Raw genomic sequence first — 18622 nt, forward strand, 5'->3', positions numbered from 1 at the left:
GAGCCGCGCGATGTGAACCAATGCCGAAATCACAGACGCCAGCCCGAATGCAACGCCACGATGCCGCCGGACAGGCTTTGCCAGCTCACCCGGGCAAAGCCGGCGGCGCGGATCATCTCCGCGAACGCGTCGGGCCTGGGAAATTTGCGGATCGATTCCACGAGATAACGATAGGATTCGGCATCGCCGGTGACGGCGCGGCCGAGCGGCGGAATAACGTTGAACGAGAACAGATCGTAAAGCCGATCCAGGCCCGGCATATCGACGGTGGAAAATTCCAGACAGAGGAATCGACCGCCCGGTCGCAGTACGCGGAAGGCTTCCGCCAGCGCGAGATCGATCCGCGGCACGTTGCGAATGCCGAAGGCGACGGTGTAGCCGTCGAACGCGCGGTCGGGAAACGCGAGCGCTTCCGCATTGCCCTCGACAAAGGACACGCGGTCGTCGAGCCTGCGCGCTTCGGCGCGCTCGCGCCCGACGCGGAGCATGTCCGGGTTGATGTCGCAGACGGTGGCGTGAAAGCCCGCGCCCGAGGCCTGCACGGCGCGGAATGCCACGTCGCCGGTGCCGCCGGCGACGTCGAGCAGGGCAAAGGGGCGGTCGTTTCGCGGCGGATTGAGGGTGGTGACCATGATGTCCTTCCAGGCACGGTGCAGGCCCGCCGACATCAGGTCGTTCATCAGGTCATAGCGCGACGCCACGCTGTGAAACACGTCGTTCACCAGCGTCTGCTTTTCGCTCAAGGGCACGTCCTTGAAGCCGAAATGGGTGGTGTTGCGGGTGGTGTCCCCCTGCCGATCCATCAAACTTTACTCCGCTACCCCGAGCATAGCGTGCCGGGCGCAATGGGGCTATCACACAGCCTTCACAAGGTGAATGACTTGAAGTTGAAGAACTGGCCGTGAGGTGAATGAGCCGACATGCCCGAATTGCCTGAAGTCGAGACCGTCCGGCGCGGCCTGCAGCCGGTCATGGAGGGATCGCGGATCGACAGCGCGGAAGCCCGCCGCAAGGACCTGCGATTTCCGTTTCAGAAGGATTTCGAATCCCGGCTGCGCGGCCAGACGGTGACCGGGCTCGGCCGCCGCGCCAAATATCTGATGGCCGATCTCGGCTCGGGCGACGTGCTTTTGATGCATCTGGGCATGTCCGGCTCGTTTCGCATTCAAAGACCCGGCGAGGAGGATACGCCGGGCGCATTCCATCATCTTCGCGCCAAGGACAGTTCGCATGACCATGTCGTGTTTCACATGTCGTCGGGCGCGGACGTCGTGTTCAACGATCCGCGCCGCTTCGGATATATGAAGATCGTCGCGCGGCAGGCGCTCGATCAGGAACCCTTGCTGCGCGGGCTCGGACCCGAACCGCTCGGCAATGCGTTCGACGCGGCGATGCTGGCGCGCTCCTGTGCCGGGAAGAAGACCAGTCTGAAGGCGGCGCTGCTCGACCAGCGCGTGGTGGCCGGCCTCGGCAACATCTATGTCTGCGAGGCGCTGTTTCGGGCGCATCTCGCGCCGAAGCGGATGGCGTCGACGCTGGCCAACAGGAAGGGCGAGCCGAACGATCACGCCAGGCGCCTGGTCGAGGCGATTCACGCGGTGCTGAATCAGGCGATCAAGGCCGGCGGCTCGTCGCTGCGCGACCATCGCCAGACCTCGGGCGAACTCGGCTATTTCCAGCATTCGTTTCAGGTCTACGACCGCGAAGGCGAGAATTGCCAGAGCGCCGGCTGCGACGGCATCGTCCGCCGCTTTACCCAGAATGGGCGCTCGACCTTCTGGTGTCCGAAGTGCCAGAAGTAAAGGCGGGCATGTCGGGCGCCGCGATTGCGCGAGCGATCAGGGGGTGCCGACAAAAAAACGCCGGACGGTCGCTTCGCTAGCGACATCGTCCGGCGCATCCGCCCCAAGAACACTCTTCAGAATACACCGACGCAACCCCGAGAAAATCGAGAGACGTCGGCCTTCCGGTGCCCCACGTGCCGAAAGGCAGGCCGTTTAACTCACAGGCAGGCATCCCACGACACGTTGCTGTCTGCCCAGGTGATCAGCGCCCGCGCCGGCTCGGTCTTGTCCGCGGGCGCCGGGATCAGCATGATTGGGAATTCGGTGACGGAAGCGCTCTCCTCGGTCACGGCGGCGTCGCCGGTCAGCCTGGCCTCGACCCAGTGCCAGAGACAGCGGATCTCTTCTGCCGATTTGCCTGAAGGGGCGAATTCACTGACGCCGAGGCCTGCCGCGAGCGCGTCCTGGTGGTCGTTGCGCATCATGATGAAGGGCTTTGCCAGCACCTCGGCGATATCACGCGGCGCGTCTTCGTCGAGTGCGGTGGTGGCGTCGTTGACGCGATTGCCCCCGCGAATCGGCGTCTGGTTGAGGATGAACGCGAACGGCTTGCGCCAGGCGCGTGCCACGCTCACTGTCTGCGCGGTGGCCTCGATGTCGGCGACACTTGGCCGGGTCGGAATCAAGCAGAGGTCGCCGTAGCGGATCGCCGCCGTGGTCGCGGCATTGATTCCGGCGCCGGTGTCGATGATGCTCAGCGTCACGCCACCGCGCTCCAGGGCCTGCAGGCGGCGCTCGATCTTGCCGGCGTCGTAAACCGTCTCGACGATCGGTTCGACCAGACCGCGACGGCTCTGCCAGTTCGACAGCGTGCCCTGCTTGTCGGTTTCGATCAGCCGGACATTGTGGCCGGCCTGTTGTGCGGCGAGCGCGAGGCCGATGGCCAGCGTGCTCTTGCCGCTGCCGCCTTTTTGGGTGGCCAATACGATCGTATGCATCGAAGACGTTCCTTCGGATAGTTATGGGGCTGTGCGGATACGCCTTACTGGAGTGCATCGCTGCTGGCGATGCCGGGCGGTTCTCGCCCAGGACGTTCCTGTCCAATCCAGGAGGATCGCGGTCGTCCGAATCACTGGATTGACGATGCAGCCTAATCGTTAACGTAATCGTTAAAATGTTAATACCGTACCAATACCGAAGCGCCGACCTCTACAGCCGAGACGCGCCTTCGAAGCCTTAATCGCTGCCCGCGCGCAAAATCGGCCCGAAACGAGCGCGTTCAGATCGGGAATTTTCGACCTGCGGCCAGGGCCCTTTGATCAGCATCCCTGCGCAAATAAACGTGATCAGCCGACGCGCGCTGGCGAGTTCCCGCGCCACCTTGACCGGGCTGCAAATGCCGCGAAAATCAGCCGCGGCATCTCGTCCGCTTTTGGGAGCGCATCGTCATGACGGGCAACTGGCGGGATCGCACGGCCACTGCCTTCGCCTGCCAGAAGCGGCCGGCGTCCGGCAGCCGCGGCATGGTGGTCAGCAACCATCCGCTGGCGTCGGCCGCGGGTGTTGAGATGCTGGCCGCCGGCGGCAACGCCATTGATGCAGCGATCGCCACCTTGTTCACGCTCACCGTGGTCGAGCCGATGATGGTCGGCATCATCGGCGGCGGCATGGCCCATGTCCGCCTCGCCGACGGCAGCCACCGTTTCATCGACGGCCAGAGCACGGTCCCCGCGCGCGTGCGGCCCGACACCTACCGGTCGAAGCCAGGCTCCGCGCATGACGTGTTCGATACCGTCGACGACGAGAATCTCACCGGTCCGAGGGCGGTCGCGGTTCCCGGCTCTCTGATAGCCTGGTGCGAGACGCTGCAGCGGTTCGGCACCATGAGCCTTGCCGACGTCATGCAGCCGGCGATCAGGCACGCAGCGCGCGGCTACGCCGCGACGCCCTACCTGCATGAATGCATCACCGACAGCGCGGCGGAGATGCTGCGTGACAAGCCGATTTCGGCGATCTTTCTTCCCAACGGCGTGCCATTGAAGGCCGGCGACCGCGTCGTGCAGGCCGAATATGCCGAGACGCTGAATCATATCGCGCAGCGCGGCGAAGCTGCGCTGTACCAGGGGCCGCTCGGCGATCGGCTCGTCGACTACATGACGGCGCATGGCGGTTTCGTCGGCAAGCAGGACCTCACCTCGTACAGGACCGTGGAGCGCCAGCCGATCCGCGCCGATTATCGTGGCTGGCAGATCATGGGTCCGCCGCCGCCGGCCGCCTCCGGCGTCCATATCGCGCAGATGCTGAACATTCTGGAGGGTTTTGACATCACGGCCTCGGGCTTCGGCACCGCCGAGACCATCCATCTCTTGGCCGAAGCTCTGAAGATCGCCTTTGCCGATCGCGCGGCAGCAAGCGGCGACCCTGGCTATGTCAACGTGCCGGTCGAGCAATTGACATCGAAGGATTACGCAAGCGAGCGCCGCCGCGCCATCGATCTCGACCGCGCGCAGGCCTGGGGCGCGGGCGTAGCCCAGATCGAGAGCGCCCACACCACGCACATGACCGCCGCGGACGGGTTCGGCAACGTGGTCGCTACCACCCAGACCATCAACAATCTGTTCGGCGCGAAATTTCTGGTTCCCGGGCTCGGCGTGATCCCGAACAACTACATGAGCCTGTTCGATCCACGGCCGGGTCACGCGCTGTCGCTGGCGCCGGGCAAGCGCGTCACCACCTCGATGTCGCCGATGATGGCGTTGCGCGACCACAGGCTGGTCTATGCGCTGGGGCTGCCCGGCGGCAAACGCATCTTCCCGAGCGCCATGCAGGCGCTGATCAATCTGATCGACCATGGCATGAGCCTGCAGGAGGCAGTCGAGGCACCGCGGGTCTGGACCGAAGGCAACGCGCTCGAGGTCGAACAGGCCGTTCCCGAAGCCGTACGGGCTCGGCTGCGCGCCATGGGGCACCAGGTGGTCGGGATGGCGACGGTCGGCGGCGGCATGAACGGCATCCAGTTCCACGAGGACAGCTCGTTCACCGGTGCGGCCTGCTGGCGCGCGGACGGCACGCCGATCGGATTGTCCGGCGGCCTCGCCCGCGCCGGCGTTCGCTTCGGCTTGAGGTGAGGCCATCTTGCGTGACTTAATCCGGATTGCCGTGCTGCACTTTTCCCATGAGACGGTGACGTTTCTCAACAACGACACCGCGCGGGACGATTTCATCTATCCGGGTTCGCCGGCGAAGGGCGAAGCGCTGCTGGCGTTCGATCCGAAAAACTACATGGGCGGGTTTGTGAAGATGGCGCGCGAGTTCGATTCTGTCGAACTGGTCGGCATCGAGTCGCCGCTGTGGCCGAAGACGTCGATCGGTTCCGGATGGGTCACGGAAGACGCCTTCGAGACCTTCGTCGGACGGATGATCGCGGAGATCAAGAAGGAAAGGCCGTTTCGCGGCGTCTATCTCTGTGTCCATGGCGCGATGGCGGTGCGCGGCATCCCGCGCCCCGAAGCCGAACTGGCGCGGCGGGTGCGTGAAGTGGTCGGGGCCAGCGCCTTCATCGCCGCGACCTTCGATCTTCACGGCAACGAGGACGACGCCTTTCTCGAGCATGCCGACATGGGATTTACCGTCAAATATTTCCCGCATTACGACGGCTATCTGCAGGGCGAGCGCGCGGCGCGGACCCTGATCCGGGCGATCAGGGGCGATTACAAGCCCGTGCACAGCACGATCAAGGTGCCGATCATCTCGGCCACCGTGCTGCAATGGACCGGCGCCTCGCCCTGGATGGATCTGGCGCAGCGGGCGCTGGTCTGGGAAGCGCGCGAGCCGGATGTCTATGTCAACGTGTTCTTCGGCTTTCCCTTCGCCGATGTTGTCGATGTCGGCATGACCATCCAGGTTTTGACCAACAACGACGCGGCGCTGGCGGAAGCCGTCGCCAAGGATATTGCCGCGTTCGCCTGGCGCAAACGGCAGGCGCTGGTGAACTCGACCAGGATCTTTGGCGTTGCCGAAGGCGTCGCGCGGGCCAAGCAGGCGGTGGCGAATGGCGAAACCCCGGTGGTGCTTGCCGATCACAGCGACCGTTCGGGCTCGGCGACCTGGCTGCTGCGGCAGATCATCGCGCAGGATCTCTCCAACACCCTGATCGCAACCATCGCCGATGCCGCGACGACGTCGAAGCTGAGGGCCGAGGGCGTCAGGCCGGGGGATGCCTTCGACATGGAGATCGGCGGCCTGGTCGATGAATCCGCAGGAATGCCGGTGCGTATCCAGGGCACGGTCCTCAGGGCCGGCGAAGGCCATGGCCATTTCTGGGTCAGCATCGGCTTCGGTCGCGACAACGTGCTGATCCTCAGTAGCTATCTGGTCCAGGTCATGGAGCCGTATTCGCTCGAGGCGCTGGCGGACATCGACGCGTTCAAGGTCTTTGCGATCAAGTCGCGCGTGCATTTCCGGCGCGGCTTTCACGACAATGGTTTTGCCAAGACGATTCTGCTGGTCGAGCCGAGCGAGCCGTTCCTCGGCACCGTGCATCTCGACGCGCTGCCCTACGAGAACGTCGACTTGAAGAAGTTTTATCCTTACGGCGATCCGGCGTTTTCCGGCGAGAGCGAATAGGAGTTAGTCGAACGGTCTGGTAGCGGGCCCTTCGCCGATCATCTTCATCGCGCGGGGAACAATCAGATAGCTACTTCCTGACGCAGATCACGCGGACCGTGGACGCCGTCGCATCGATCTTGATCTCGGTCTTGAGATCAGCCTTGGCGTCGTTCGGCGCGCCCGACGCCGAGACGCCGTTAATCCTGAGAAATTCGCCAACCTGCTCTGGGGGCACCAGCACGGCCGACGCCGTAGCCGTGCCCGCGACAACGACGGGCTTGGACAAGGCAATGCCGGCGAATTTGCCGTCGCCGTCGAGTGCTGCGGCGCCGGAAAAGCCGAGCGCCGGGGTTGGTGAAAGCGCGAGATCGCCGCCGCCGACTTGCGTTACAGAGGCCCTGACGCTGCTTGCAACCTGGCCGCCGCCCTGGTTTTGCGGATCGGCGATGCCGGTGATGTCAACGCCGGTGATGTTCACACCGGTCTTGGCGCTGGCGGCGAGGCTGAGCGGCTTCAAGCCGCGCGCGCCGTAGATGCGCAACAGCGCGAGGCCATGATCCTTGTCTTCGGCGATGCGATCGGCGTTGCCGAGGCCGCCGATCGTGAGCGCGAGGCAACCATCGGTGATCTCGCGATCGGTGACGATCGCGCCATCTTCGCTGACGACGATGCCGGTGCCGTATTCGACGCTCTTGCGTGGCGGCACCGCTGGCGCGCCGGCCGGGAACGGATTGAAGGCGCTCGACATCGCGATCACCACCGGCTCGACGGTATTTTCGGTGGCCTGGTCATACAGAATGGTGAGAATGCGGACTTCATCGCCCTTGAATGTGCCGCGCAGGTAAAACTTCTTCAGTCCCTGCAGACCTGACAGCACGAAGAAATCCGGCTTGATCACGGTGTAGTCGACCTGGCGCCCGGGCGGATCCTTTTTCTCGCGATCGGCGAGAGCCGCGGTGGTGGGGCTCGCTTCCCTGCGCCGCGTCAGCACGACCTGGATGGTGCCGTTCGGCGAGCTCCATTTTGCGCCATTGGCGTCGCTCGACTGCTGGGGTACCAGCTTGCTGGGGATGCCGAGCCGGACGCCGGTGCCGGCATCGGTGATCATCTTCCAGCCGACATTCTCCTGCCGCCGCCGCGCGGTCTCGGCCAGCCCGCTGCGCTCCTGCGGATTGAGCACGCCGGTCGGCTTGCCGCCCTTGGCCTTCTGATATTCCTTGATGGCGGCCACCATGCGCGAGCTGACATCGCCGGTGATTGCGCCATTATACTGGCCGACCCAGGCGAGATCTGACTGCAGCGCCAGGCGATCGGCCTGCGCCATCGCGTTGGCGGTATCGATGGGCGTCTGCAGCGCCGGGCGGATCGCGACGGTCGCAACCGGCTTCGGCTTGGCGCCTGCGATCGACGGGGCCGTCAGCTGCGCATGCGCGGTCGTGCCGCAGGCCATCCCGGCCACCAACGTCAATCTTGCTGCGAGCCGCGATCTCATGACAAATCCCGAAGATGATTGAAATCCTGGCCGTGTTGAAAACGTGGCAATGTTGAAGTTCCCGCAATCAAGCACATCTGCTTGGTCGACAACAGCCGCGCCCCGGTTCAGCGCATTTCCGTCCGCCCGCGCGGCGTCCGGCCCGTCGGTGCGCAATGACCCACAAGAACAGCAGGGAATAACACGCATGCTCAGCGCCGACGAACTCGAACGCTACGCCCGCCACATCGTGTTGCGCGACGTCGGTGGGCCCGGCCAGGCAGCCTTGAAGGAAGCTTCCGTGCTGGTGGTCGGCGCCGGCGGCCTCGGCGCGCCAGCCTTGATGTATCTCGCCGCCGCCGGCGTCGGCACCTTGGGCGTGGTCGATGACGATGTGGTGTCGCTGTCCAATCTGCAGCGCCAGATCATTCACGCTACGCCCGATATTGGCCGGCGCAAGGTCGATACCGCGGCCGAGCGCATTTTCGAACTCAATCCGCATGTCCGCTTCGCCGCGCATGCGAGCTGGCTCAATGCCGACAATGCGATGGAGCTGATCGGCGGCTACGAGCTGGTGCTCGATGGCTCCGACAATTTCGACACCCGCTACCTGGTCTCCGATGCCTGCTTCCTTGCGGGCCGGCCGCTGATCACGGCCGCGCTCGGCGCCTTCGACGGTTCGCTGACCACGATCCGCGCCCACGAAAGGAACGCCGACGGCGTTTTCAATCCGACTTACCGTTGTCTGTTTCCGGAACCGCCGCCGCCCGGCACAGTGCCCGCTTGCGCGGAGGCCGGTGTGATGGGCGCGCTTGCCGGCGTGCTGGGCTCGATGATGGCGCTGGAGGCGATCCGCGAAATCGTAGGCTTCGGCGAGGGGCTGGTCGGGCGGCTGTTGATGATCGACGCCCGCGCAATGCGTTTCGAGACGCTGCGCTATGCCCGCGATCCCGCCAATCCGCTGAACGGCGACGGTCCCGTCATCGCCGATCTGAGCGGGCATCGTTGACCGCATCACGCCGTTGGCGGCCGCTCGCTGTCCATATGCGCGAGCTGCGCGTCGGGATAGCGCGCGCCGGCGGCGACGCCAGGCGGAAATGCCTTTGCGAGCGCGACCAAATAAGCGGGCGTCAATGTCACATCGAGCGCGGCGAGCGCTTCCGACAGGCGGTCGCGGCGACGGGCGCCAATCAGCGGCACGATGTCATTGCCCTGTGCCGCGACCCATGCGATCGCAACCTGCGCCGGCGTCGCTCCGACCTCTGCGGCAATCGCGCGCAGCTTTTCGACCAGCGCGAGGTTGCCGTCGAGATTCTCGGCCTGGAAGCGCGGGCTGTGGTGACGAAAATCCTGCGCGTTGGAACGGTCCTTCGACCAATGTCCGCTGATCAGTCCGCGCGACAGCACACCGTAGGCGGTGATGCCGATGCCGAGCGCGCGGCAGGTCTTCAGGATGTCGCTCTCGATGCCGCGTGAGATCAGCGAATATTCGATCTGCAGGTCGCAGATCGGATGGGTGGCGTGCGCACGGCGAATGGTGTCGGAGCCGACCTCGGAAAGCCCGATATGCCTGATGAAGCCGGCCTTCACCAGGTCGGCCATGGCGCCGATCGTGTCCTCGATCGGCACCGACGGATCGAGCCGCGCCGGGCGGTAGATGTCGATGGTCTCGACGCCAAGCCGCTGCAGCGAATAGCAGAGAAAATTCTTCATCGCGGCCGGTCGGCTGTCGTAGCCGAGCCAGCCCCTGTTGGGGTCGCGCAGGGCGCCGAACTTGACTGAGATCTGGACATTGTCGTGGCCGCGGGAGGCCAGCGCCTCGCGGATCAAGAGTTCATTGTGGCCCATGCCATAGAAATCGCCGGTATCGAGCAGCGTGATGCCGGCATCCAGCGCGGCATGGATGGTCGCAATGCTCTCGCTGCGGTCGGTCGGGCCGTAGAAGTCCGACATCCCCATACAGCCGAGGCCGATGGCCGAGACTTTGGGTCCGGTCTTGCCGAGTTGATGGTGATCCATGGTGTCCTCCTTGAAGTGGGCCTGCGGGTCATGCCCGTGCCGTCAAACACCGTGCTGATATGACGCCTTCCCATTGCGCCGATAAGCTGGACAATCATGAATAGCTTGTTCATCATGGCGAACAATGAAGCATCTCGACCTGCGCGATATCGACGCCTTCGTGGCCGTCGCCCGCACCCGGAACTTCCGCCGGGCGGCCGAGGCGGAGCGCGTTTCGGTCTCAAGCCTCAGCCAACGGCTGCGCGACATGGAGGAACGGCTCGGCGTCCGCCTGTTGAATCGCACCACCCGCAGTGTCGCGCTCACCGAGGCCGGCGAGCTGCTGCTCGGCCGCGTCGGTCCGGCGCTGCTCGAGGTCAGCGAAGCGCTCGACCAGGTGCAGGGATTGCGCGGCCTGCCGTCGGGACGGTTGCGGATCAATGCGCCGCCGCCGGCGGTCGACCTGGTGCTGGCGCCGATGATCGCGCCGTTTCTGCGCGCCTATCCGCAGATCGAGCTCGAGATCGTCGCCGAGAGCTCGTTCGTCGACATCGTCAATGCCGGGTTCGATGCCGGTGTGCGCTACGGCGAGCACCTGGCGCAGGACATGATCGCGGTGTCGCTCGGTCCGCCGCAGCGTTATGCCGTGGTGGCGTCGCCGCGATATGTCGCGCAGCACGGCCGGCCGAAGCATCCGAGGGATTTGCTCGAGCTTGCCTGCATCCGCACCCGGTTCGGGACCCGTTCGATTCCGGACTGGGAATTCGAGAAGGCCGGGCGAATCGTCAAAGTGGCGGCACGGGGACAATTGATCGCGACCTATTTCGGCCTGGCGATGCAGGCGGTCAAGGACGGACTCGGTTTCTGGCCGACGTTTGAAGGGTACGTGCGCGATGAGATCAAGTCCGGCGCGCTGGTCAGCGTGCTCGATGATTGGTGCGCGCCGTTTCCGGGACCTTTTCTGTACTATCCGAGCCGCCGCCAGCCACCACCGTCGCTCGCCGCGTTCGTGGCCTTTGTCGGGGAGTGGCGGAAGCAGGATCGGCGAAAGGCCAAGCAGACGTAACGGTCACAGCATGCTCGGCAACACACGATCCGGCGGCCGGTGGTTGTCGAGGAAGGTGCGGATGTTGATGATCACCTTCTCGCCCATCTCGACGCGGCCTTCGACGGTGGCAGAACTCATATGCGGCAACAGCGTCGCCTTGCCGGCCCTGGCGAGCCGCACCAGTTTCGGACTGATCGCAGGTTCGTGCTCGAAGACATCCAGTCCGCAGCCCGCGATATCGCCGGCCTCGACCAGCTTGATCAGGGTCTCCTCGTCGATCACCTCGCCACGCGCGGTGTTGACGATATAGGCGTCTTTTCGGATCAGCTTCAGCCGCCGCCCGGACAACAAATGGAAGGTCGCCGGCGTGTGCGGACAGTTCACCGAGATGATGTCCATCCGCGCCAGCATCTGGTCGAGGCTCTCCCAATAGGTGGCGCCGAGCTCTTCGGCGATGATGGGAGCGACCGGGCGGCGATTGTGGTAATGGATCTGCAGGCCGAAGGCGCGGGCTCTTCGCGCCACCGCCTGGCCGATGCGTCCCATGCCGATGATGCCGAGGCGTTTGCCCCCGATGCGATGGCCGAGCATCCAGGTCGGCGACCACCCCGGCCAGTCCTTGCCTTCCGTCAGCACGGAAGCGCCCTCGATCAGCCGCCGCGGCACTGCCAGAATCAGCGCCATGGTCATGTCGGCGGTATCTTCGGTCAGAACCTTGGGGGTGTTGGTCACGGTGATGCCGCGCGCATGCGCGGCCACCACGTCGATGTTGTCGACGCCGTTACCGAAATTGGCGATCATTCTGAGCTTGCAGTCCGGCGACTTGAGCAGCTCCTCGTTGATCAGGTCGGTGACGGTCGGAACCAGCACATCGGCGGTGCGCACGGCGTCCGCAATCTGTTCCGCGGTCATCGGCAAATCGTCCAGGTTGAGCCTGGCGTCGAACAATTCACGCATCCGGGTTTCGATCGAATCCGGCAGCTTGCGCGTCACCACGACGAGGGGCTTTTTCTTTACCGACATGGCCTGCTCTCGTGAGGCCGTTGAGACCTCATTAACCCGGTTGTTCGAAACTGCAATTGCCGCTTGATCCCGGCGTTTCCTGGGTTCCCCGACGGGCCCTTCGGAGGCAGCCAGAGGGTGTCGGGCGCATCTTGGTTCACGGTGTTCCGTCCTCTCTAGCAGAAGGCCGGGCCAAGACAAGAACCCCGGCAAAACCCGGCCGATCGCAGGCGGGGCAATCGGGGCGGGCAGTTGGGGGTCAGGCGTTAGACAAGAGAATCGCAAAGCTCAACCATTTGAGTTCGACGATCTCGGCGGGAGATGGGTTGATGGCGTGGGGACGTTTCTGTTCTGTCGTGGTGGTGCTTGCGGGCGGCCTGCTCGGAGCGTCGGTCAGCACCGGAGTTTCGGCCAAGGACACGGTGGCGACGACCAGCGGGCTGCCGATTCCGCGCTATGTCAGTCTGAAATCCGATCATGTGAATGTGCGCGCCGGCCCGACCAAGGACAATGACGTAGCCTGGGTCTACACCCGCTCGGGCCTGCCGGTCGAAATCACCGCCGAATTCGAGAACTGGCGGCGGGTGCGTGATTCCGAAGGCGCGGAAGGCTGGGTCTATCACTCGCTGTTGTCGGGACGCCGCACCGCGGTCGTCACCATGAAGCACAAGGACGAGCTGGCGGTGCTCCATGAGAGCGCTGAACAGGACAGCGACGTGGTGGCGCGGCTGCAGGCCGGGGTCGTCGCCCAGGTCAAGAAATGCGACGCACATTGGTGCCACATCTTCGGCAACGGCTTTGACGGCTGGATCGAACAGCAGCGGTTGTGGGGCGTCTACGCCGACGAAAAGGTGGATTGAAACTCTCTCGTCATTGCCGGGCTTGACCCGCCCGCGGGGCCGAATCCCCTCCGGCGATGCGAAGGTCCGGCAATCCCATCCACCTTGAAAAAAGGTGTTTGCGAAGACTGATGGATACGCGGATCAAGCACGCGTATCGCGATTATGTTTCACTTATCCTCGGCGCGTCTTGCGCAGTCGGACGACCATGTCGATGCGCGCGATCTCGTAACCCTCGGGCACTTCGGGCATCTGCGTCAGCGCCAGATGCGGATCGGGAATGTCGACCAGCTCGTGGTTGTTCTCGAGATAGAAGTGGTGGTGCGTACTGACATTGGTGTCGAAATAGGTCTTGGTGCCGTCGACCGAGACCTGGCGCAGCAGGCCTGCGTCGGTGAGCTGGTTGAGCGTGTTGTAGACCGTGGCAAGCGACACCGGCACCTTGGCGAGGGTTGCCTCCTCGTACAGCATTTCCGCCGTCAGATGGCGGGCGCCTTTGCCGAACAGGAGCCAGCCCAGGGCCATGCGCTGACGGGTCGGGCGCAGCCCTGCAGCCTGCAGCATCTCGTTGACGTCGTGCCAAGGGCAGCCGTTCATCGCCGGCGGCCGGCTCCCTTGCGGGGAATTCGAAAGCGCGGTGGTCTCGTCGCTAAAGGACGATCGGTTGTCGTTCATATCCACGTCTGGCACCGGACTCGGAGTTCCAACACTATCGCTGCGGAATATATGGGGAAAAATCAATAGATGCAAGTTTTTCGCAACTAGAATGAACCTAAGGAGGGACTCTGGAATAAAACTCGGTGTGGCGATTTAGCCGGGCGCGGCGCTTTGCCGTTGGTTAAGGCCTATGATAGAGAGCGCGCGGACCCGCTTGACCGATTCCGGCATGGGCGAGCGCCTGGCGCAGCAAGGTGTCCCGAGCTTCGGATTTGCGCCGATCTTGCGGGATTGGCGTGTTTTCCACCCAAAGACGGGTCTATTCGGCTAAGGCGCTCATCGGAGATTGTGAAGAGGCACTTCGGCATGCTGGATCGGCGCGGCGGTTACGAATACGAGGATTTGCTGGCCTGTGGCCGCGGCGAGCTGTTCGGCCCGGGCAACGCGCAATTGCCGCTGCCGCCGATGCTGATGTTCGATCGCATCAGCGAGATCACGGAAAACGGTGGTGAGTTCGGCAGGGGGCTGGTGCGCGCCGAACTCGACGTCAAGCCGGACCTCTGGTTCTTCTGCTGCCATTTCAAGAACGATCCGGTGATGCCGGGCTGTCTCGGGCTCGACGCGCTCTGGCAGATGGTTGGATTTTATCTGGGCTGGAGCGGCGGCGAGGGGCGCGGCCGGGCGCTGGGCCTCGGCGAACTGAAGCTCGCCGGCCAGGTGCTGCCGAACGTGCGCAAGGTTGTGTACAACGTCGATATCAAGCGGGTCATGCGTTCAAAGCTCGTGCTCGGTATCGCCGACGGCTGGCTTTCGATGGACGGCGACATTATTTATCGCGCGAAGGATTTGAAGGTCGGGTTGTTCAAGCAGGGCACGACGCCGGCTTGAACGGAAACATATTGAAAAGGCAGGCGAGGCGAACATGAGGCGGGTTGTCATCACGGGGATGGGCATCGTCTCATCGATCGGAAACAACACCCAGGAAGTGCTGGCGAGCCTTCATGAGGCAAGGTCGGGAATTTCTCGCGCGGCGAAATATGCCGAACTCGGATTCCGCTCCCAGGTGCAGGGCGCGCCCACGCTCGATCCGTCCGGCGTCGTCGATCGCCGCGCGATGCGCTTCCTCGGCGAGGGCGCGGCCTGGAATCATGTCGCGATGGAGCAGGCGATCCAGGACTCCGGCCTCGAGCCTTCGGACGTCTCCAACGTCCGCACCGGCATCATCATGGGCTCCGGCGGACCCTCGACCCGCACCGTGGTGGAGGCGGCCGACATCACGCGCAGCAAGGGACCGAAGCGGGTCGGACCCTTCGCGGTCCCGAAGGCGATGTCCTCCACCGCGTCGGCGACGCTCGCCACCTGGTTCAAGATCAAGGGCGTCAACTATTCGATCTCGTCGGCCTGCGCGACCTCGAACCACTGCATCGGTAACGCCTACGAGATCATCCAGATCGGCAAGCAGGACGTGATCTTCGCCGGCGGCTGCGAAGAGCTCGACTGGACGCTGTCAGTGCTGTTCGATGCGATGGGCGCGATGTCGTCAAAATACAACGAGACGCCTTCGACCGCTTCACGGCCCTACGACGTCAGCCGCGACGGTTTCGTCATTGCCGGCGGCGCCGGCGTCGTGGTGCTGGAGGAGCTCGAGCATGCCAAGGCGCGCGGCGCGCGCATCTACGCCGAGCTCGTGGGCTATGGCGCCACCTCCGACGGCTACGACATGGTGGCGCCGTCGGGTGAAGGCGCCGAGCGCTGCATGAAAATGGCGCTGGCCACCGTGAATACCAAGATCGACTACATCAATCCGCACGCCACCTCGACGCCGGCCGGCGATCCCCCGGAAATCGAGGCGATCCGCAAGGTGTTCGGCACCGGCGAGAAGTGCCCGCCGATCTCGGCGACCAAGGCGCTGACCGGCCATTCCCTCGGCGCCACCGGGGTGCAGGAGGCGATCTATTGTCTCCTGATGATGAAGAACGGCTTCATCTGCGAGAGTGCCCACATCACCGAGCTCGATCCGGCCTTCGCCGACATGCCGATCGTGCGCAAGCGCATCGACAACGCCAGGCTCACCACGGTGTTGTCGAATTCGTTCGGCTTCGGCGGCACCAATGCGACGCTGGTGTTCCGGCGGCTGGATGCCTAGGGTTCGTCATGCCGCGCCGAGGCGCGAGCATCCCATATGCCGCGGCTCCTCTCGAAATCGATCTATAGCGCCTCTGGAATACCGGGTCGCCCGCCTTTCGCGGGTGATGACGTCGACAATGATGGAGCGCAGTTAGGATGAACGATCTGATGAAGGGCAAGCGCGGGCTGATCATGGGGATTGCCAACGATCATTCGATCGCCTGGGGCATCGCCAGGACGCTCGCCGCTGCGGGCGCCGAGCTGGCTTTCACCTATCAAGGCGACGCGCTCGGCAAGCGGGTCAAGCCGCTGGCGCAATCGCTCGGCGTCGAGCTGGTGCTGCCGTGCGATGTCGAGAACCTCGGCAGCGTCGACGCCGTATTCCAAGTGTTGCGCGACAAATGGGGCAGGCTCGACTTCCTGGTCCACGCCATCGCCTTTTCCGACAAGAATGAGCTGAAGGGCCGCTACGCCGACACGACGCGGGACAACTTCTCGCGCACCATGCTGATCTCCTGCTTTTCCTTCACCGAACTCGCCAAGCGTGCGGCCGAACTGATGCTGGATTCCGGCGGCGCCATGATCACGCTGACCTTCGGCGGTTCGATGCGGGTGATGCCGAATTACAACGTGATGGGCGTGGCGAAAGCGGCGCTGGAAGCCTCGGTGCGCTATCTCGCCGCCGATTACGGTCCGCGCGGCATCCGCGTCAATGCGATCTCGGCGGGACCGGTACGTACGCTCGCCGGCTCCGGCATCGGCGATGCCCGGGCGATGTTCGCCTTCCAGCAGAAGCATTCGCCGCTCGGCCGCGGCGTGACGCTGGAGGAACTCGGCGGTTCGGCGCTGTATCTGTTGTCCGAACTGTCGGGCGGCGTCACCGGCGAAGTCCACTATGTCGATTCCGGCTACAACGTGATCTCGATGCCGCGGCCCGAAGAGCTGAAGACGCCGTAGCGGCGTTCGCGACGGCCCCCTTACGATGGATGAGAGGAGGCATCACCCGCCGCGATCTGCTCGGCGCGCTGGAATGCCGGTCGCGCCACGCAGCGTCCGATATAGGCCTCGAACGATGGGCGCATCGGCACCATCTTGAATAGCCGCACCGCGAAATTCAGTCCCGAGCCGATCACGATATCGGCAGCCGAGAAATCCTCGCCGAGCAGCCACGGCCCCCCCTTGGCGAGGGCCGCATCGAGCACGTCGTAGACGCGCTGGGCGTCGCCCCAACCTGCGCTCACCGGGTTCATCTCGATCTTGGTTGCGACCTGCACCATCGCGGGCTCGACGCAGCCGGGTCCGAAGAACAACCAATACAGGTATTTCGCGCGCAACAGACTGCCGACTGGCGGCGCCAGCTTGGCCTCCGGATAGCGCTCGGCGACATAGGCGCAGATGGCGGCGGCTTCCGCCAACGTCGCCTCGCCGTCGCGCAGCGCCGGCACCTTGCCCATCGGATTGATGGCGAGATAGTTGGGCGTCTTCTGCGCGCCGGCCGAAATGTCGGTCAGCACCCGCTCATAGGGTTGGCCGGTTTCCTCCATCAGCCACAGCGTGGTGAACGAGCGCGAGCGGGGCGACCAGTAAAGCTGCATCATCTCGGGGGCTCCTCTTTTTTCCAACGATAATACTTCATCATCAGGCCGTTCAGGGGCTCGATCCGCTCCCGCTCGAACACAAAGCCCTCGCGCTCGTACCAGCGCCAGGCCTTCTCGTTCTCGCGCACGCAGCGCAACGAGATCTCGTCGGGCAGTTGCGACCGCGTGAAGGCGAGCAATTGCCGGCCGAGGCCCCGGCCGTGATATTCCGGCGCCACGAACAACTGGTCGAGGTAGAGCTTTGGCAGATGCAGCGCCAGCATCGCCGCCAGTTTGCCGTGGTCGTCCGCGACAAACAGGCTCCAGCCGTTGGCGATTTCCTGCCGTACGCGGGCGCGCAATTGTGTCAGTAGGGGTTCACTGGCCTGATCGAGTCCGGTGGAGACCCAGCTTTCCATCCAGATCCGGGCGATCTCGTCATAGTCGTCGGAGCGGGCGGGCCGGATGACGGGCGTCATTGAGAAGTCCCAAACTTCAGCCGAGGGCTGGAGATCGCAGTCCTTGATAACAAAAAAGGGCGGCTTCGGCAGCCGCCCCTTCGTCATTTTCCGTCCGGCTGTTACTCGCCAGCCGCTTCGCGTGGTGGCGGCGCCTCGGTCTTCTGCTTGGCTTCGAGGTCCTCGCCGGTCTGCTGGTCGACCGCCTTCATCGACAGCCGCGTCTTGCCGCGGTCGTCGAAGCCGAGCAGCTTGACCTTGACCTTGTCGCCTTCCTTGACGACGTCGGAGGTCTTCTGCACGCGATTGGCCGCGAGCTGGCTGATATGGACCAGGCCGTCGCGGGTGCCGAAGAAGTTCACGAAGGCGCCGAACTCCATGACCTTGACCACGGTGCCGTCATAGACCAGGCCGATCTCCGGCTCGGAGGTGATCGACTTGATCCACTTGATCGCCGCCTTCATCGCCTCGCCGTCGTTGGAGGCGACCTTCACGGTGCCGTCGTCCTCGATGTTGATCTTGGCGCCGGTCTTTTCGACGATCTCGCGGATCACCTTGCCGCCGGTGCCGATCACTTCGCGGATCTTGTCGGTGGCGATCTTGAAGGTCTCGATGCGCGGCGCGTATTCGCCGAGTTCGGCGCGGGCCGCCGTGAGCGCCTTCGACATCTCGCCCAGAATGTGGACGCGGCCTTCCTTGGCCTGGCCGAGCGCGACCTTCATGATCTCCTCGGTGATGCCCTCGATCTTGATGTCCATCTGGAGCGAGGTGATGCCCTGCTCGGTGCCAGCCACCTTGAAGTCCATGTCGCCGAGGTGGTCCTCGTCGCCGAGGATGTCCGAGAGAACCGCGAAGCGCTTGTCTTCGAGGATCAGGCCCATCGCGATGCCCGCGGTCGGCCGCTTCAGGGGAACGCCGGCATCCATCAGCGCCAGCGAAGCGCCGCAGACCGAAGCCATCGACGACGAGCCGTTGGATTCGGTGATCTCCGAGACCACGCGCACCGTGTACGGGAATTCGTGGTGCGGAGGCAGTACCGGATGAATCGCGCGC

General features: G+C 64.2%; 18 protein-coding genes. 9 read left to right on the forward strand and 9 right to left on the reverse strand.

The genetic code is table 11. The features are described from left to right. Positions 1-29: 29 nt before the first annotated feature. Positions 30-803, reverse strand: coding sequence for a bifunctional demethylmenaquinone methyltransferase/2-methoxy-6-polyprenyl-1,4-benzoquinol methylase UbiE (gene ubiE, locus WCB02_RS08385; protein WP_423957454.1), 774 nt, complete (start codon positions 801-803; stop codon positions 30-32). A gap of 117 nt (positions 804-920) precedes the next feature. Between ubiE and mutM the strand changes: the two genes are divergently transcribed. After that, a complete protein-coding gene (mutM, locus tag WCB02_RS08390) occupies positions 921-1802 on the forward strand; it encodes a bifunctional DNA-formamidopyrimidine glycosylase/DNA-(apurinic or apyrimidinic site) lyase (protein ID WP_423957457.1) in 882 nt (293 codons plus the stop codon). 200 nt (positions 1803-2002) lie between these two features. Here the strand turns inward: mutM and WCB02_RS08395 are convergent, their stop codons facing one another. Next, positions 2003-2782 (reverse strand): AAA family ATPase, encoded by a 780-nt coding sequence (locus WCB02_RS08395; protein WP_423957458.1) that lies wholly within the window; start codon positions 2780-2782, stop codon positions 2003-2005. 450 nt (positions 2783-3232) lie between these two features. Here WCB02_RS08395 and ggt point away from each other — a divergent pair, with 450 nt between their 5' ends. Together ggt and WCB02_RS08405 are read left to right on the forward strand one after the other, a co-directional pair. After that, positions 3233-4912, forward strand: coding sequence for a gamma-glutamyltransferase (gene ggt / locus WCB02_RS08400; RefSeq protein ID WP_423957460.1), 1680 nt, complete (start codon positions 3233-3235; stop codon positions 4910-4912). Positions 4913-4919: 7 nt separating this feature from the next. Beyond that, positions 4920-6410, forward strand: coding sequence for a M81 family metallopeptidase (locus WCB02_RS08405; RefSeq protein WP_423957461.1), 1491 nt, complete (start codon positions 4920-4922; stop codon positions 6408-6410). Positions 6411-6480: 70 nt separating this feature from the next. On the opposite strand, the gene WCB02_RS08410 is transcribed toward WCB02_RS08405, so the two are convergent. Continuing rightward, positions 6481-7884: a serine protease gene (locus WCB02_RS08410; RefSeq protein ID WP_423957463.1), complete on the reverse strand. Its 1404-nt coding sequence runs from the start codon at positions 7882-7884 to the stop codon at positions 6481-6483. Positions 7885-8071: 187 nt separating this feature from the next. Between WCB02_RS08410 and WCB02_RS08415 the strand changes: the two genes are divergently transcribed. Continuing rightward, positions 8072-8872, forward strand: a complete 801-nt coding sequence (locus tag WCB02_RS08415) for a HesA/MoeB/ThiF family protein (RefSeq protein WP_423957464.1) — start codon at positions 8072-8074, stop codon at positions 8870-8872. 5 nt (positions 8873-8877) lie between these two features. Here the strand turns inward: WCB02_RS08415 and WCB02_RS08420 are convergent, their stop codons facing one another. Further along, positions 8878-9882, reverse strand: coding sequence for an aldo/keto reductase (locus tag WCB02_RS08420; RefSeq protein WP_423957466.1), 1005 nt, complete (start codon positions 9880-9882; stop codon positions 8878-8880). Between the two features lie 124 nt (positions 9883-10006). Between WCB02_RS08420 and WCB02_RS08425 the strand changes: the two genes are divergently transcribed. Beyond that, complete coding sequence (locus WCB02_RS08425) at positions 10007-10927, forward strand: LysR family transcriptional regulator (protein WP_423957467.1); 921 nt, start codon at positions 10007-10009, stop codon at positions 10925-10927. A gap of 3 nt (positions 10928-10930) precedes the next feature. On the opposite strand, the gene WCB02_RS08430 is transcribed toward WCB02_RS08425, so the two are convergent. Next, entirely contained in the window at positions 10931-11932 is a 1002-nt protein-coding gene (locus WCB02_RS08430; RefSeq protein ID WP_423957468.1) for a 2-hydroxyacid dehydrogenase, read from the reverse strand. A gap of 308 nt (positions 11933-12240) precedes the next feature. Here WCB02_RS08430 and WCB02_RS08435 point away from each other — a divergent pair, with 308 nt between their 5' ends. After that, positions 12241-12771: an SH3 domain-containing protein gene (locus WCB02_RS08435; protein WP_423957469.1), complete on the forward strand. Its 531-nt coding sequence runs from the start codon at positions 12241-12243 to the stop codon at positions 12769-12771. A gap of 153 nt (positions 12772-12924) precedes the next feature. On the opposite strand, the gene irrA is transcribed toward WCB02_RS08435, so the two are convergent. Further along, positions 12925-13425, reverse strand: a complete 501-nt coding sequence (irrA, locus tag WCB02_RS08440; protein ID WP_423957471.1) for an iron response transcriptional regulator IrrA — start codon at positions 13423-13425, stop codon at positions 12925-12927. Positions 13426-13773: 348 nt separating this feature from the next. Between irrA and fabA the strand changes: the two genes are divergently transcribed. The 3 genes from fabA to fabI all read left to right on the forward strand — a co-directional run bounded on the left by fabA (position 13774) and on the right by fabI (position 16491). Then, positions 13774-14295, forward strand: a complete 522-nt coding sequence (gene fabA / locus WCB02_RS08445) for a bifunctional 3-hydroxydecanoyl-ACP dehydratase/trans-2-decenoyl-ACP isomerase (RefSeq protein ID WP_423957472.1) — start codon at positions 13774-13776, stop codon at positions 14293-14295. Positions 14296-14329: 34 nt separating this feature from the next. Then, on the forward strand, positions 14330-15553 hold the full coding sequence (gene fabB / locus WCB02_RS08450; RefSeq protein WP_423957473.1) for a beta-ketoacyl-ACP synthase I: 1224 nt from the start codon (positions 14330-14332) through the stop codon (positions 15551-15553). Positions 15554-15690: 137 nt separating this feature from the next. Next, entirely contained in the window at positions 15691-16491 is an 801-nt protein-coding gene (gene fabI, locus WCB02_RS08455; RefSeq protein ID WP_423957474.1) for an enoyl-ACP reductase FabI, read from the forward strand. A gap of 20 nt (positions 16492-16511) precedes the next feature. Here fabI and WCB02_RS08460 read toward each other — a convergent pair whose 3' ends face one another. From WCB02_RS08460 to WCB02_RS08470, 3 genes are all read right to left on the reverse strand, one after another. After that, positions 16512-17132, reverse strand: coding sequence for a glutathione S-transferase family protein (locus WCB02_RS08460; RefSeq protein ID WP_423957476.1), 621 nt, complete (start codon positions 17130-17132; stop codon positions 16512-16514). Further along, entirely contained in the window at positions 17129-17590 is a 462-nt protein-coding gene (locus WCB02_RS08465) for an N-acetyltransferase family protein (protein WP_423957477.1), read from the reverse strand. The genes WCB02_RS08460 and WCB02_RS08465 overlap by 4 nt, the downstream gene beginning before the upstream one ends. Before the next feature lie 101 nt (positions 17591-17691). Next, positions 17692-18622: S1 RNA-binding domain-containing protein (locus WCB02_RS08470; protein WP_423957478.1), on the reverse strand; the 931-nt coding region annotated here is incomplete at its 5' end.

It is taken from the genome of Bradyrhizobium sp. (assembly GCF_049581145.1).
Taxonomy (GTDB): Bacteria; Pseudomonadota; Alphaproteobacteria; order Rhizobiales; family Xanthobacteraceae; genus Bradyrhizobium.